The sequence below is a fragment of the Bacillus cereus genome (genome assembly GCF_002567495.1).
GTDB lineage: Bacteria > Bacillota > Bacilli > Bacillales > Bacillaceae_G > Bacillus_A > Bacillus_A cereus_AQ.
Window position 1 is genome coordinate 117,010 of sequence record NZ_NVAP01000034.1, and the last position, 15,030, is coordinate 132,039.

Here is a 15,030-nt window from a genome sequence, read left to right on the forward strand (position 1 = left end):
GCAATAATCCTTTTAATAATTATGTAATAAAAAAATGAATATATTGTTAAACTGTTATTTTTTTATATTTATTAATTCGAATTTTTAGTTGACACCCGTTGTAGCAAGGATTACAATAAATCTCGAAATTGATTTTTTCGCATATTACCGTTTTTCAATTTGCAGAAAAGTCAATATAAAAAAATGGGGGTTTCTTAACATGAGAATTAATACAAACATTAACAGCATGCGTACTCAAGAGTACATGCGCCAAAACCAAGCTAAAATGAGCAACTCTATGGACCGTTTATCAAGCGGTAAACGTATCAACAACGCTTCTGACGATGCAGCAGGTCTTGCAATCGCAACTCGTATGCGTTCACGTGAAGGTGGCTTAAACGTTGCAGCTCGTAATACAGAAGACGGTATGTCTTTAATTCGTACAGCTGACTCAGCTTTAAACTCTGTATCAAACATCTTACTTCGTATGCGTGACCTTGCAAACCAATCTGCAAGTGGTACTAATACTGATAAAAACCAAGCTGCAATGCAAAAAGAATTCGATCAATTAAAAGAACAAATTCAATACATTGCGGACAACACTGAGTTTAACGACAAAAAACTATTAGACGGATCTAATAGTACTATTAATATCCAAACTCTTGACTCACATGATAAAACTAAACAAATTACAATTTCACTTGATTCTGCATCACTTAAAAACTTAGATATTAAAGATTTAGCAATTGGTTCAAACACAGTTAACAAAAATGATCTTGATACTCTTGGTAATGCTATGAAACGACTAAAAACTCCTGCAACAGACGGGGCAGTACAAGCTCAAGACGTTAAAGATGCAAAAAGTGCTTTTGAAAAAGTCAAAGCAGGTTACACAACAGCAGACGTAGAGAAAATGAATGATCTTTTCAAAGATTATGATAAAGCAACAACAGCAGCAACTCCTGATGCAGCTGTTATCAAAGCTGCTGCAGAAAAAATTAATACAGAATTTGAAAAACTAGCAGCACCTACGGCAACAGCATTCGATCCATCTTCTTCTGTTGAAAAAATCGACAAAGCAATAGAAACAATTGCTTCTAGCCGTGCTACTTTAGGTGCTACATTAAACCGCCTTGACTTTAACGTAACAAACCTTAAGAGCCAAGAAAACTCTATGGCAGCTTCTGCTTCTCAAATCGAAGACGCTGACATGGCGAAAGAAATGTCTGAAATGACTAAGTTCAAAATCTTGAACGAAGCTGGAATCAGCATGCTTTCTCAAGCAAACCAAACACCACAAATGGTTTCTAAATTATTACAATAAGCCATTTGAGTTAGTTTCCTGAATAAACCTCTCTGCTTGCAGAGAGGTTTATTTTTTATAAAAACTTCTTTTTTTTGATGGAAGAGAGCATCTGCGGTGCATAGAAGCGGTTAGTACTTATCTTGATCCCCTCTTATGTTAAAACACAAACAGCAAATAAGCATAAGCCTTTTTATCTTTTCATGACCTTTTATTAGCTTTAGAACACTGACTATATCAATCTATAAGGAGTGTCTATTATGCGTATTGGTACGAATGTTTTAAGTATGAATGCTAGGCAGTCGTTGTATGAGAATGAAAAGCGTATGAATGTTGTAATGGAGCATTTGGCGACTGGTAAGAAGTTAAACCATGCTTCTGATAATCCCGCTAATGTTGCAATTGTGACTCGTATGCATGCGAGAGCAAGTGGTATGCGCGTGGCGATTCGTAATAATGAGGATGCGATATCGATGCTTCGCACGGCCGAAGCTGCCCTTCAAACTGTGACGAATATTTTACAGCGTATGCGTGATTTGGCCGTTCAATCCTCAAACGGTACAAATTCAAATAAAAACTGTCATTCGCTGAATAAAGAGTTTCAATCTTTAACAGAACAAATTGGCTATATTGGCGAGACGACTGAGTTTAATGATTTATCCGTATTTGACGGTCAAAACCGCCCTATTACATTAGACGATATCGGTCATACAATAAATATGACGAAACATATTCCCCCTTCCCCTACACAACATGACATCAAGATTTCAACGGAACAAGAAGCAAGAACGGCAATTCGTAAAATTGAAGAGGCTTTGCAAAGTGTATCACTTCATCGTGCTGATCTTGGAGCTATGATAAATCGTTTACAGTTTAATATTGAAAATTTAAATAGCCAAAGTATGGCGTTAACAGATGCTGCATCTCGAATTGAAGATGCAGACATGGCGCAGGAGATGAGTGATTTTTTAAAGTGCAAATTATTGACTGAATTTGCACTTAGTATGGTTTCACAAGCAAACTAAATTCCGCAAATGGTCTCTAAACTACTACAATTATAAAAATTAATCTTCCTTCTTTGGAACGATTCCATACAAAACAAAAGGGAAATACATATAAACTATGTATCTCCCTTTTATTTTGTACCCAAATTTTATTACTGTGTTACCGTCATAACTTGTCCGCTACGGTCAACCATTATTTTCATTTTACCGTCTTGTGCATTATATAGCCCTAGTTTATGTAATTCCATTTTACAATCTTGTACGAAAGTTGGTAATTTACGAATTTGATCGATATCAGAACTTGTAATGAAATGAATTAAAAGCTGCGTCATGCCTTTAATATCTTGCACAAGCTCTTCTTTCTCTCGTTTTAGCCTTTCATTTTCTAGTTGTAACGACTGCAATTCACCTTCTAAGCTACGTGTATTCTTTACCTCTCTAGAACGCCCTGCTGCCATGCTAGAAAGCTTATAAATACCTTCCATAAACTGATGTAGTTCGTCTTCTTTCCTTTCACTACATTGATTAATTGTTTCAAAGTTATCAACGATACCAGATATAACTGTTACGAGGCTTTTTTCATTTTCTTTATATTGAACTTCCTCTTTTAATTCCTGCTTGTTTTCTTTTTTCATTTCAACAACGGTTTCTTTTACAGGTATATATTTTCGCTTTCGTCCTGGTTTTTGCTTTTCAATATTTTCAAACGGTATTTCACGTTTTTTCAATTTATAATACGTATTTTGCAATTGACTTTCAGTTTTCGGAAAAAGATTTAGTTCATTTTTACTTACGTATTTTGAAATATTTAAAATGTTTAAACCGTGACGTTGACAAAATTGATACACTTCATACAGTAACTCTAGTTCAGACTTCAGCCATGTAATTGCTGATTTTTCATATGCTCGCATCCCGCCATTTTTTTCTATATCTATTTGAAATAATACCATTCTATTATGTAAATCAACTAATTCTTCATACTTTACTTGGAATTCTTTTTCTATTTTTTTTAATTCCGCTTCTAGTTGCATATCGTTCATTTTATTATTTGACATGTTTTGTAAAAGACTTAATACATTAATTGCTGTGTGGTGATACATAATCTGTGCCACTCCCCCTCATCCTTTCACAATTCTCATCTGACTCCCATGTCTTTTAAGAAAATAGCAATTTTTACATATCCATATTATAACAGTTCGAAATTATCTGTCAAATATTAAACATACAAAAATATATAGAAAGTATAGAAATAGAAAAAATGTTTTTTTATTAATATGTATAATTGCATATTAATTACATTTAATTATATTATATGGTATTTAAAATGTTTTTTCACCGAAAAAATTTGCGTTACCACGAAATATCACTAAAATAACCCAAAAAATACGTTCACTTATATTTTTAAATCAAAAATCTTTAAATGAAGATTTTTCATATATACAGGTACTAACACCCCAGAAACCTTTCATTTTTCTGTCTTTTTAGAGCATAGAATACTAAAAAGGAACTAACCAATACTACACATGGCTAATTCCTTCTCTCCTCTGACAGAATAGAGTTGTAAACCGAGACTTCAAACCCTAATTTGAAGTCTCACTTCTTCTACGTACCTATAACCACTCCATATCTCTGGTCTCACATCGAATAGCGCTCTATTAAGCACTGACCGCTACAACACATGGCTAGTTCCTCTATTCCAGCTAAAAAAGGCTTTTCAAAGCGTTTTTTACAACACTAACTTATCAACTAAACCAATTAGCTCTTGAATATCTGGCTTACTTACTTGAGCATTTGCTCCTACAGCTTCACCTTTATGGAATAATTCATTTGTAATTAATGAAGAGAAAATAATGACAGGTAAACGATTCATTACTTCACTATCCTTAACCACTTTCGTTAAATGATGTCCATCCATTTTTGGCATTTCAATATCCGTAATTAGCAAGTGAATATGTTCAAACATTTTTTCACCTTGCTCTTTCGCCAATTTTTCAATTTGCGCTAACGCTTCTGCACCATTGCTGAAGAAGTTCATTTTCGTATATCCAGCTGATGATAATGTTTCTTCTAATATTTGGCGAAGCATCGCTGAATCTTCTGCAATATAAATTACTTTTTCAGCTCGATCTGTTTTTTGTTCTAACCCTGCAATTGATTTATTGTCATAACCAGTGCCGCTAATTTCACATACAATTTTTTCATAATCTAATAGTAAGATGATTTTGCCATCTAGTTTTACAATACCAGATGTCGTTTCTTCTAGTCCCATAGATAATGAAGCTGGTTCATCAATTTGTTCCCACGAAATACGTTGAATACGATGCACTTCATCAACGCGGAAAATAACTTTCATTTGGTTTAATTCTGAGATGATAAATTTCGTTTGATCAAGTGGCTTTGTTGACTTTAAATTAAGAGCCATTGCCAAGTTAATAACAGGTAAAATTTCACCACGTACTTGAACAACACCTTCAACTGCATGATGAGATTCTGGCACAGTTGTAACAGGGAATGGATTAATGATTTCACGTACTTTCATTACATTAATACTGAATAGGTTTTCACCAACAGTATACGTAACAATCTCTAATTCATTTGTTCCGCTTTCTAATAAAATACTTTGTGCTTGTGACATAAAGGTGTCGCTCCCCTTCCATTAATTCCGTATATCTAATTATTAAGCTTTATAAAACCGAAAAAGTCAACTACCTATATAAAAAATATAGATAGTCGAACGATTCATTTCATTAAAAAACAATTAATCTTGTATAAACGAAGCAAGTGCCTCTAATAACACTTCTTGCGCTCCTACAATTTCTGTCGGCATTGCTTCCCATTTTTTCAAAAGCTCTGTCTCTACTCTTATTCTCAGCTCCGAATTCATTTCTGCTAGCACATATTCTTTCGTTGCTATATCAACATCAAGTAGCGCGAGTGCATATAGTTCCGGGTCATTTATTTTTTCGAATAATTGGTTCAATATAGCTGGTGCTATATGTTTTAATTTTTCAATATGAATTTCCTTATCCGAAAATAGTAACTCATATTGAATAAACGTAACATTTTCTTTAATCACTTTAAAATAACAATTATTTTTTTTATCATTTACAAAATAACCGTTCGGATCTGCAATAATACTCTCTACTTTACGAATTAAATCTGGCAAACTATTCGCCGCCATTACAGTACGCTGCTCAACCTCACTCGGCGAAATGAATGTAACGCGATACTTATTTTGCGCCATCCTCCTCACCTCTCCTTTTATAAAAATCTATCGTCACATACTATCCAGAAGGCACTGGCCTACTATGAAATGATTATCTCAGTACGCCTCATAGCTCTATTCTTACAACTAGGAGCTCTTCTGGATCATAACTGTTTATCCAAACTAAACTTTGCTTACCTCTTCTTATACTACCTTAGTAACTCTCCATACCTCTGTCCTTACACACCAGTCGAGTCCCTATTAGGCACTAACCGCTCCAAAACAACGCTGGGTCCTCTCGTCAACCCTAAAAAGAGCTTTTAAGAGCTTTTAAGATCTTTTTAAGAACTTTTCAATAACTCTATGTTATTAAACCAAAACGCTATCTGCTGATCCGTAATATCTGGCAACATAACAAAAAACTCACGACACTTCATCTCATCCTTAAACAGTTGATACTTCCAAACGCTATCGCTACCAACACTTATGAAATAAAACTCATGGATACGGCCAATGATTGCTTGTTTTTCGCCAAATGAATACGGAGGCACTTGCTTAATTTCAAATTGATCTGGTAAATATACATGCTCTTCTCGTTCTATTTTTAATACTTGCTCGGCAAGTTCACGTTTATTTTCGAAAAAAGGCAATTGTAAAATTCGCTCTTGTCTTGTCATACGAATAAAAAACCCTTTCTACTCCATTACATTTTTTCCTTACGATATATTATCGAATTAAGTTTACAACTTCATTTAATACTTCATCTGAAACTTTAATTACTTTCGCATTTCCTTGGAATCCACGTTGGTAAAGCATTAAGTCAACAAACTCTACTGATAAATCTACGTTTGCACCTTCTTGTGCACCACCACGTACTTTACCTGCCCCGTTTTGACCAGATGCACCAAGAGCTAAAATACCTGTTGTATTCGTCGCTGTATAGTTACCATTACCTGTTTTCATTAGTCCGCCTTCGTTCGGGAACATCGCAACAGCTAATTGGCCAGCTGATTTCATACTTCCATCTGAATATTTTACCATCACATATCCACCGTCAGCAATGAAACAATCTTTAACAGTCGCTGCTGCTCTACCATCTACGTCTGTTACTGATAATGTTTTATCTGTTGGATGATTTGTTAAATGACTTAAGTCTAATTTTATAGAGCCGCCATCAAATGGAATATTAGCGCCTTGCTCTTTCGGATTTGGATTTCCAACAGCATCAAATGTCATATTACCACCTGCACCTTGAACATCCTTAAACTCTGTTTCTTTTTTCGAATCATTACGCATTTGTACTTTATATGTATAATTATGTTCGCTCGTTTGTTTAAACTCTACACGCATTGTCCATGTATTCCCCGCATTATCATATACAGGTAAATCTTGTGTAATTTGTTTTTCACCAGTCGGAATATTCCCTTTAATTGTACCTTTCGATGTTCGAATACCACCAATTGCTGTTCCCATTGGAATTTGTAACGGTCCTGGAATTCCAGATAAATCAACTTCACCAGTTGCCTCATTTGCAGGGTATGCAAATACATATTGACCTTCAGTATTCGTAATATAGTAATCTGAAGATATCCCAAACGTACCTTTACGAGTAAATTCCATATTTCCGCCTTTTGAATCACCCACAACGAAGAAACCATTACCTTCCATTGCCGCTTGTGTTTTACCACCTGTTAACGTAATTGTACCATCACTATAATCCGTAACCGTACCACTCATTTTCACACCGTTACCAATACTTTTCGGATTCGTTCCTGCGTATTTACCGTCACCTTTTGCACCAATCGAATTGTTATATAGTAAATCATCAAACATTGCTTTTTGTTTTTTATAACCTACTGTTTGTGCATTGGCAATATTATTTGAAGTTACACTTAATGCATTTTGTGTTGCATTCATCCCTGTAATACTTGTATATAACGCTTTAATCATAACGTATGGACACTCCTTATCAATTTGTAGTTTTTACTTCTTCAGTTACTTTTTGATCGTCTTTCTTTGCGTCTTCTGGATTCGTTTCCCCAATCGGTTTATCAGACACTCTCTCAACGAAACGAAGAGATACAACTTTATTATTAATAACGAGCTGTACATCGTTATTTTCCGCAAGGCGAACCGTTTCTACTTGGCCGGTTACTTTGTTTCCGTCACCGTCAACACCTCTTACGTATTTCCCTAAAAACTTCATTCCACCATCAAGTGCTGTTGAATACATCGTTGATTGTAACTTATCTACTGCTTTCGTCATATTCTGCACTTGTTCCATAAGAGATAACTGCGCTGTCTGATTCATCATTTGATTCATATCCATCGCATTAAATGGATCTTGATGTTGGAAACTTGATAAAAACAATTTTAAGAAATCATCTTTCCCCATTACCCCAGGAGTCTTTTGCGCTCCTGCTGAAACTCCATTACTTTGTTGCACTGGCGATTGTACACCATTAACAGGTACATTACTTTTTTGCACTCCTGCTTGTAACGGAATATGATTTGTACTCGTTGTATTTAATCCAACTGTTGGCACGCTTTATTCCTCCAATAATCCCGCAAATTCTGTTGATTGTTGTTTTTCATGATTTGTATTTGCTAATTTCTGTTTTTGCCTTTGGTCTTGTTCTCGCTGTTCTTTGCGATTTTCATCTTTATCTGAATAGCTAATTTGAATATTGATTTCTTTTTCTTTTAACTTTAATCTCAATTCATCAAAAATGATTTCAACACGTTTTTTCGCATCGTGTTTTTCCATTTCTACGTGAACGTCAATTTGATCTCCGTGTTTTTTCATAAACACTGTTAATGTACCAAGTTTTTCTGGATTTAACTGGAATAAAACACGTTCTTGTTTCACTACAAATTTTTGCAACGCTTCTACTTGCGCTTCCATTTTCTTTCCTAAGTCAGGTAATGAAACTTTCTCAGCACCACTATTTGATTTCCCTACTTGTTCGGTACTCGTCGTTTTATTTAATAATTCTGCACCTGCAGAGCTCGAATCGTTTAATGCATCAACCTCAGGCAACTCTACCTTTGTATCATCGCTCTCAAGTTTCGGAAGATCTACGTCTTTGAACTCTTCTTGTTTCTTTGCAATATTACAAGTTTCTGTTTCTACAACTTTCAATGCTTGCATCGTTTGCTCTGGCATCTTCATTTTGTCTAATACCATTTGCATTGTATCTTCTAAACATATAGCATTTTTGATATTCATATTTGAAAGAAGTTCTTGTAATTGTTGTAATTCAGCTGCAGGTAATTCATTAAGTTTAATATTGCCATATTCTTTATATAGCTCTTGTATTTTTTGTATGTATTGATATAACAATTCCGGCTGCACATGTAATTGCTCAATTGCAACCATTTGCTCAGATACAGCTAATAACAACTGTTCTGTCTCTTTTTTTTCTTCTTTCTTTACAATAGGTTCTTCTTCCGTTACCGATTTTTTAGAAAGAATATAATCTTTTCTCTCTTCTTTTGGTGCTTCTTCTCGTTTCGTTTTCTCCGTTTGCGGCTGTTTTTTATTTTCCATTCTCATCGTACGATCGAATGAAGAATCTTCATTTTTTGATTGTACTTCTAGCCCTTTTTCTTTTTGCGGAGGTAAACTTTGTTGCACCGGTAATACAGACTGTATCACTACATTCACCTCATCCATTCATACACATTTTCAAATCCAGAAGCATTTTTTCTTCCAGCTTTTCTTGTGCTTTCGCAAGCTTTTTGCAATCTTCTTGATACATCTCGTCAATGACACGCTCTTTTTCTTTTACTTGCTCTAAAAGGCTTTCATTTTTTTGAATAAAACCTTCTGTTTTTTTAATTTTTCGATTCCATTCTTCTATTCTTTCAGGTGAAAACGTATGTGAAGAGAGCATGCCAGCCATAATACGTTGCCCAGTTTGTACGACTTTACTACGCGATTTCACAACATATAAATCATATTCTTTTTTTTGTTCTATTTTTCTTTTTTCAGCTGTTAATTCATACACTTCTTTTAAAATATGTTCTTTTTCTTGATTTATTTGCAATTTTATTGTGTCGTACTGCTGTTTATCCACCTGTTTTCATAGCCCCTTCCTATTATAACGTTCTCTTTTTCTATTATATAGTTTTTTTCCAAAAAAATCTGTGAAATATTAAAAAACAAAAAAATAAGACCTCTTGGGCAGAGGCCTTATACTATATGGTGTATCGCTTGAACGATATCATCAAATTGGAAACTATCCGATCGACCTTGCTTTAAAAACGTATTTATACCTTCTACTTTATTTTTACATTCAAAAATATAAGTATTTTCTTCATTTTCTTGAATCGTTCCTAACTTAAAATACAATTCATTTTCTTTATAAATTGATAAAATTTTTCTCATTTCATTTGCAAGTTGCCAATGATTCGGCGACACGATTTCTTCCATAATCCTACTTACTGAATCTAATACTGAAATGGCAGGATAATGACTAAGCGTTGCAAGCTCACGCTTTAATACAATATGTCCATCTAAAATACCACGTGCTAAATCTGGTACAGGACCATTTAAATCATCACCATCAACAAGCACCGTATAAATGCCTGTTATTGATCCCTTTTGTGTCTTCCCAGAACGCTCTAACAGCTTCTTCATATAGCTTTCCATTAACAGTGTTTTACCACCAATCGGTAGCTCTTTAACAGCAATATCCACGCTTCTACGGGCATCAGCAAAACGAGTAACAGAGTCCATCATAAGTAATACGTTATTACCTTGATCACGGAAGTATTCAGCAATAGACGTTGCAAGTTTCGCTGCACGAAGTTGCATAAGGTGACTTTCATCTGACGTCGCTACAACAACAACGCTTTTTCGCATACCTTCTTCACCTAATTCTTTTCGAATAAAGTCTTTTACTTCCCGGCCACGTTCTCCTACTAAACTAATAACGTTTATATCAGCTTTTGCGTTTTTGGCTATCATTCCAAGTAAAGTAGATTTACCAACACCTGACCCAGCAAAAATACCAATCTTTTGACCGATACCAATTGTTAGCATAGAATCAATTGATTTTATTCCTGTTTCAAATACATCAGTAATCTCTTCACGTTCAAATGCATGTATAGGCGGTGCATCTAGTTTTATTTTCTGTAATGGAATGTTTTCAGCTTCCTCATTTAACACTTCACCATTTGCATTTAACACTTTTCCGAGTAAATGATTACCACGAGGTACAACAACATCTTCAGCAATTATTGTGACTGAATCTCCGTAACATACTTTTTCTGTCTGTTCAAATGGGAGTAACATATTGTTTTCTTTTTCAATCGCAATTACTTCACATAAAACGTTATGTTCTCCAACGAAGCAAACATCTCCAATCTTAGCCTTTGGCCCTTTCGCTACGAAAAATTGTTCTTGTACACTATGAACTTTACCGACTTTCGTATAAAAGGGCGTTTCAATAAATGCATTCCATTTACTATGTTCGTTTATGAGTTTGGTGTTCATACATTTTGCTCCTCAAACAACTTCTCTTCTTCCCATTTCTGACGAAGTTTTGCAAATATAGGTGCAAACTTAAATTCAAAGAACTCTTTCTCTTCTTCCAGAACAAATTCACCAAACTGCAGAGAGAAATCATACTTCCATTCTACTAATTGTAATAACCAATACTCTTTCGTATTTTCTTTCTCTTCTTGAATACGTTCAAATGTTTCTGGGTGTACTGTAATAACTAATTTTTCAAACGAAGTTGGCAATGTTTGAACGATGCCAGTTAAAATAGGTAACACATCAAGTAAACGTGAATCCACTGCTTGATTTACAATTTTTTCTGCTAGTTGAAAAGATTGATCCCATAATAATTCTGTCCATTCGTATGCTGTTTCTTGTTGTTCTTTTTGAAACTGCACACGCGCTGCTTCCATCTGTTCCATTTGTTCATGAATATGCATTTGAAATTGTTCTTTATCTTGTAATAACTGCTGCCGCTCTCGTTCTAGCATTTGCTGCTCTTGCCTTAGCTCATTCATTTCCATATGTAATGATTCTTGCTGGGCGCGGAGCTCTGCATGATCAGCTTGTAATTCTTCCTCTTCTATTTGGACTGAATCTGGTTTTGGAAATTGTAATTCATACGTTTCTTCAGAAAAAGAAACAGAATTCTTCGGAATTCTGTTTTTAAATAAGGACATCATCTTCACCTCTTTGAACGATAATTCTTCCTTCTTTCTCTAGCTTTTTCACCGCACCAGTGATCGTTTGCTGCGCTTTTTCAGCATCCGTCATTTTAAGCGGTCCTAAGCCATCTAATTCTTCTAGAATCATCTCTTTTCGGTTTGAAGACATACATGTAAATAGTTTCTCTTTAATTTCTTCTTTTGCAATTTTAAGTGCTTTCGCAATTTCACCGTTATCTGTAATTTCTTCTAATACACGGCGAAGCGCAAGATCTTCAAGACCAAGTAAGTCTTCAAAGACAAACATATTTTCTTTAATTTTCTCAGATAATTCATAATCGACTTCATCCAACTTTTGAAAGACTGTTTTTTCAACACCTCGTGAAACGTTATTTAAAATGTTTACGATTGTTTTCAATCCATCGGTTTTATTAATTGCACTAAACGCCATATTATTTAATTTAGCTTTTAATAACTCACCAATTTGATTAATTAACTCACCATCAACTTGCTCTAGTTTCGCAATACCCATTACCGTCTCTACGCGCTTATGATCTGGCAATCTCTCAATTAATTGAGAAGCAAGCTGCGGTTTAATATAAGAAGCGATAATCGCAATCGTTTGTGGTGATTCATCATTCAGTACAGTAAGAAGTGGTTCTAAATCTGTAAGTGAATTTAAGAATTCAAATGGATTATCTTTGTTATACCAAAGATCTTCCAATAATTTTTCCAACTCGTCTTCTGGCATATTTTTAAATATGCGACGAATGTATTCTTTATCTGGAGTGACTAAGTTCAATTCTTTTACATTTAGTTCATATAAGAACTCTCCTAGTACATTCTCTAACGTTTCTGGTTTATATACACGAAACTTCGCGATTTCACGAAGTAATACTTCTTTTTCCTCAGCTGTCATATATTCAATGACTTTTGCTGCCACCCCTTCTTCTAATGTACGAATAAGGATGGCAGCTTTTTCTTTGGAGGAGATTTCATCTAACATCGTTGTTCCTCCCTTACTGTCCATTTAACCATTTTTTAATTACTTTTGCAGTTCCTTCTACATGTTCTTTCGTAGCATCCTGCACTTGTTCATCTAACGTTGGTTCTTTCGGTTCTTCTGGTTCAGGTTTTGGCTCTGGCACTAATTTTTCTTCAGGAATTTCCAAGATACTTTCATTACTTGCAGCAATTTCATCTTCTGCTAAGTATTCTTCATATTCCTCTTCTTCTTCTTTCTTTCTCTTACGTCTTGCTAATAAGAACCATACTAGACCACCGATCGCTAATAAGCCAGCTGTAATTCCACCGAATAACCACCAGTTCATGCCACTCTTTTCAGGCTCTTTCTCTTTTTCAACTTTCGGCTGATCAAACTGAACAGTTACAACGTTAACTTGACCATTTGTAAAGTTACCATTCGGATCAACTTGAAGTCCTGCCGCTGTTCCAATTGCCTCTTTAAAAGTTGTCATATCCATTCTACGTTTTACTAATGTATCATTATCTACCCATACAACAACATTTGTTTTCGTTAATTCTGGATGTTTCTTAATTGTTTCAACTGTTTTATCTATTTCATAGTTTTCGATTTTGTTACCATTTTTATTATCGTAGACGACTTTACCATTTTGATTATTGTTCGTACCGTAGTTTGGAACCTCGCCGTTCGCTGTAATACCAGCACTTTGCTTCGTATCTGCTCCTTCTTGGGCAGTAGAACTTTCTTCTTGCTCTTGTTTACTACGAAGCACACCTTTATCACCATACTTCTCTGACTGACGTGTAACTTCATCGTAGTTTACAGATACTTTCGTATTCACTTTATATTCATTTGGTTTAAACATCGTCATTAACGTTGCATCAATATCTTGCTTTAATTTACCTTCAAGTTGGTGCTGCATCTCTACTTCTTTCTCATAAGAAGAGGAACTACTAGAATGCGCTTCATCTGTCCCTTTTGAGATAACACCTTTTTTACTATCAATAACACTTACTTCTTCTGCCTTCACACCAGGAACTGCTGCACTAATCATTTGCTGTATACCTGCAACTTGATCAGCCGTTAACAGTTGGCCACGTTTCACACCAACCGTAATCGCTGCTGTCCCTTTTGCTTTTTCTTCATCAAAAATCGTTTCTTTTTCAGGCAATGTAATTTGAACATTTGCCGTTTCAACTGTCGCAAAGTTTCTTACAATATCTTGCTCCAATTGCTTCTTCGTACCGACTATTTGCTTCATTTTTTTATCTTGCTCACTTGAACCGAGCGAGCTTTCTAATAAAATTTCCTCACCGCTTTTCGAATTAAACGGTAAGCCCATCCCATTCATTTCTTTTCGAACCCATGGAGCATCATTCTTTTGCACACGAATCGAACCATCGGCCGCTAATTGATAATCGACACCTAACTTCGATAATTCTGCTGTAATCTCTTGTTTATCTGCATCATTTAAATTTTGATATACAACAACATATTTATCTGGCAAGGTGAAGTATAAAAGCGCTCCTGTTACAATCGCTAAAAGCGCAGCACCGATTACTAACTTATGCCACGTTTTTAACGATTGGATAACATTTTTCATCTTTTCCATTTAAACACACCCGTCCACTTTCCTAAATTTGCATATTAATTAGTGACTTATAATTTTCAATAAGATTATCACGTACGAGAGCAGCCGTTTTCATTTGAGACTCAGCTTTCTTTTGCTGAATTAAAACGTCATGTGTTTCTCCTACCCCTTTTGTCAATAAATCATATACTGCTGTTTGCGCAGTATTTTGCGTTTGATTCATATCTTCCAATAAATCAATAAACTTTTTCCCCTCAACTACAGATGTTTGAGAAGTTTTCGGTGCACCAATTGACTGAATTGCTCCAAATGGTTGTGTATGTAACATTGGTTGGATTTTCATATTACCATCTTCCCCCTTATCCTCGGCCGATTTCTAAATCTTTATCAAGCATTTTTTTATTTGCATTTAATACACTTGTATTCGCTTCATACATTTTTTGAGCAACCATTACATTCGTCATTTCAGCAGTTGCATCAATATTTGGATAACGTACATATCCTTCTGCATTTGCATGTGGATGTGTTGGGTCATACACTAAGTTTTCAGTTTTATCTGCTTCAATACTTTTTATTTTTACTCCATTAGTAGGAGACCCATCTAACATACTTGAAAAACTATTGTTTGATTCTAGCACCACACTACGACGCTCATATAAATCTGCCCCCGGAGCCGCCGTCGTATTCGCATTTACAATATTGTTAGAAGTAACTTCCATCCACTTTCTCGCTGTCGTTAGCCCTGAGCCACTTGCATTAATTGCCTGAAACATCCATTGTCTCTCCTTCTAC

At 35.1% G+C, this 15,030-nt stretch carries 16 protein-coding genes; 2 read left to right on the forward strand and 14 right to left on the reverse strand.

Annotation, left to right across the window (positions count from 1 at the left end; genetic code table 11):
- Positions 1-199: 199 nt before the first annotated feature.
- Positions 200-1,303, forward strand: coding sequence for a flagellin N-terminal helical domain-containing protein (locus tag COK05_RS15590; protein WP_098613297.1), 1,104 nt, complete (start codon positions 200-202; stop codon positions 1,301-1,303).
- 239 nt (positions 1,304-1,542) lie between these two features.
- Positions 1,543-2,307: a flagellin N-terminal helical domain-containing protein gene (locus tag COK05_RS15595; RefSeq protein WP_098613298.1), complete on the forward strand. Its 765-nt coding sequence runs from the start codon at positions 1,543-1,545 to the stop codon at positions 2,305-2,307.
- 131 nt (positions 2,308-2,438) lie between these two features.
- Here COK05_RS15595 and COK05_RS15605 read toward each other — a convergent pair whose 3' ends face one another.
- The 14 genes from COK05_RS15605 to flgC form a co-directional block, all read right to left on the reverse strand.
- Positions 2,439-3,386, reverse strand: coding sequence for a DNA-binding domain-containing protein (locus COK05_RS15605; protein WP_141539119.1), 948 nt, complete (start codon positions 3,384-3,386; stop codon positions 2,439-2,441).
- A 626-nt stretch (positions 3,387-4,012) separates the two neighbouring features.
- A complete protein-coding gene (locus COK05_RS15610) occupies positions 4,013-4,921 on the reverse strand; it encodes a chemotaxis protein (protein ID WP_000075943.1) in 909 nt (302 codons plus the stop codon).
- A 123-nt stretch (positions 4,922-5,044) separates the two neighbouring features.
- Positions 5,045-5,530: a LysR family transcriptional regulator gene (locus COK05_RS15615; RefSeq protein ID WP_098613300.1), complete on the reverse strand. Its 486-nt coding sequence runs from the start codon at positions 5,528-5,530 to the stop codon at positions 5,045-5,047.
- A 302-nt stretch (positions 5,531-5,832) separates the two neighbouring features.
- Positions 5,833-6,168 (reverse strand): DUF3964 family protein, encoded by a 336-nt coding sequence (locus COK05_RS15620; protein ID WP_016122222.1) that lies wholly within the window; start codon positions 6,166-6,168, stop codon positions 5,833-5,835.
- 49 nt (positions 6,169-6,217) lie between these two features.
- Positions 6,218-7,441: a flagellar hook protein FlgE gene (locus COK05_RS15625; protein WP_000588324.1), complete on the reverse strand. Its 1,224-nt coding sequence runs from the start codon at positions 7,439-7,441 to the stop codon at positions 6,218-6,220.
- Positions 7,442-7,460: 19 nt separating this feature from the next.
- Complete coding sequence (locus COK05_RS15630; RefSeq protein WP_098613301.1) at positions 7,461-8,036, reverse strand: flagellar hook assembly protein FlgD; 576 nt, start codon at positions 8,034-8,036, stop codon at positions 7,461-7,463.
- A 3-nt stretch (positions 8,037-8,039) separates the two neighbouring features.
- Positions 8,040-9,149, reverse strand: a complete 1,110-nt coding sequence (locus COK05_RS15635) for a flagellar hook-length control protein FliK (protein ID WP_141539113.1) — start codon at positions 9,147-9,149, stop codon at positions 8,040-8,042.
- 10 nt (positions 9,150-9,159) lie between these two features.
- Complete coding sequence (locus COK05_RS15640) at positions 9,160-9,570, reverse strand: hypothetical protein (protein WP_000360855.1); 411 nt, start codon at positions 9,568-9,570, stop codon at positions 9,160-9,162.
- A gap of 116 nt (positions 9,571-9,686) precedes the next feature.
- Positions 9,687-10,991 carry a flagellar protein export ATPase FliI gene (fliI, locus tag COK05_RS15645; RefSeq protein ID WP_098613303.1) on the reverse strand — a complete coding sequence of 435 codons (1,305 nt, stop codon included), beginning with the start codon at positions 10,989-10,991 and terminating at the stop codon, positions 9,687-9,689.
- The gene (locus tag COK05_RS15650) at positions 10,988-11,677 is read right to left on the reverse strand and encodes a FliH/SctL family protein (protein ID WP_098613304.1); all 690 of its coding nucleotides are present in this window, start codon (positions 11,675-11,677) and stop codon (positions 10,988-10,990) included. Before COK05_RS15650 ends, fliI begins: the two co-directional genes overlap by 4 nt.
- The gene (gene fliG / locus COK05_RS15655) at positions 11,664-12,668 is read right to left on the reverse strand and encodes a flagellar motor switch protein FliG (RefSeq protein ID WP_098613305.1); all 1,005 of its coding nucleotides are present in this window, start codon (positions 12,666-12,668) and stop codon (positions 11,664-11,666) included. Before fliG ends, COK05_RS15650 begins: the two co-directional genes overlap by 14 nt.
- Before the next feature lie 13 nt (positions 12,669-12,681).
- Positions 12,682-14,259, reverse strand: a complete 1,578-nt coding sequence (locus tag COK05_RS15660) for a flagellar M-ring protein FliF C-terminal domain-containing protein (RefSeq protein ID WP_098613306.1) — start codon at positions 14,257-14,259, stop codon at positions 12,682-12,684.
- A 22-nt stretch (positions 14,260-14,281) separates the two neighbouring features.
- Complete coding sequence (gene fliE / locus COK05_RS15665; RefSeq protein WP_098613307.1) at positions 14,282-14,581, reverse strand: flagellar hook-basal body complex protein FliE; 300 nt, start codon at positions 14,579-14,581, stop codon at positions 14,282-14,284.
- A gap of 16 nt (positions 14,582-14,597) precedes the next feature.
- Positions 14,598-15,011: a flagellar basal body rod protein FlgC gene (gene flgC, locus COK05_RS15670; protein ID WP_098613308.1), complete on the reverse strand. Its 414-nt coding sequence runs from the start codon at positions 15,009-15,011 to the stop codon at positions 14,598-14,600.
- Between the last annotated feature and the right edge of the window lie 19 nt (positions 15,012-15,030).

Bases quoted from the DNA above. Each gene is read 5' to 3' on its own strand.
- COK05_RS15590 (WP_098613297.1), top strand. From the start codon at position 200: ATGAGAATTAATACAAACATTAACAGCATGCGTACTCAAGAGTACATG.
- COK05_RS15595 (WP_098613298.1), top strand. From the start codon at position 1,543: ATGCGTATTGGTACGAATGTTTTAAGTATGAATGCTAGGCAGTCGTTG.
- COK05_RS15605 (WP_141539119.1), bottom strand. From the start codon at position 3,386: ATGTATCACCACACAGCAATTAATGTATTAAGTCTTTTACAAAACATG.
- COK05_RS15610 (WP_000075943.1), bottom strand. From the start codon at position 4,921: ATGTCACAAGCACAAAGTATTTTATTAGAAAGCGGAACAAATGAATTA.
- COK05_RS15615 (WP_098613300.1), bottom strand. From the start codon at position 5,530: ATGGCGCAAAATAAGTATCGCGTTACATTCATTTCGCCGAGTGAGGTT.
- COK05_RS15620 (WP_016122222.1), bottom strand. From the start codon at position 6,168: ATGACAAGACAAGAGCGAATTTTACAATTGCCTTTTTTCGAAAATAAA.
- COK05_RS15625 (WP_000588324.1), bottom strand. From the start codon at position 7,441: ATGATTAAAGCGTTATATACAAGTATTACAGGGATGAATGCAACACAA.
- fliI (WP_098613303.1), bottom strand. From the start codon at position 10,991: ATGAACACCAAACTCATAAACGAACATAGTAAATGGAATGCATTTATT.
- COK05_RS15650 (WP_098613304.1), bottom strand. From the start codon at position 11,677: ATGTCCTTATTTAAAAACAGAATTCCGAAGAATTCTGTTTCTTTTTCT.
- fliG (WP_098613305.1), bottom strand. From the start codon at position 12,668: ATGTTAGATGAAATCTCCTCCAAAGAAAAAGCTGCCATCCTTATTCGT.
- COK05_RS15660 (WP_098613306.1), bottom strand. From the start codon at position 14,259: ATGGAAAAGATGAAAAATGTTATCCAATCGTTAAAAACGTGGCATAAG.
- fliE (WP_098613307.1), bottom strand. From the start codon at position 14,581: ATGAAAATCCAACCAATGTTACATACACAACCATTTGGAGCAATTCAG.
- flgC (WP_098613308.1), bottom strand. From the start codon at position 15,011: ATGTTTCAGGCAATTAATGCAAGTGGCTCAGGGCTAACGACAGCGAGA.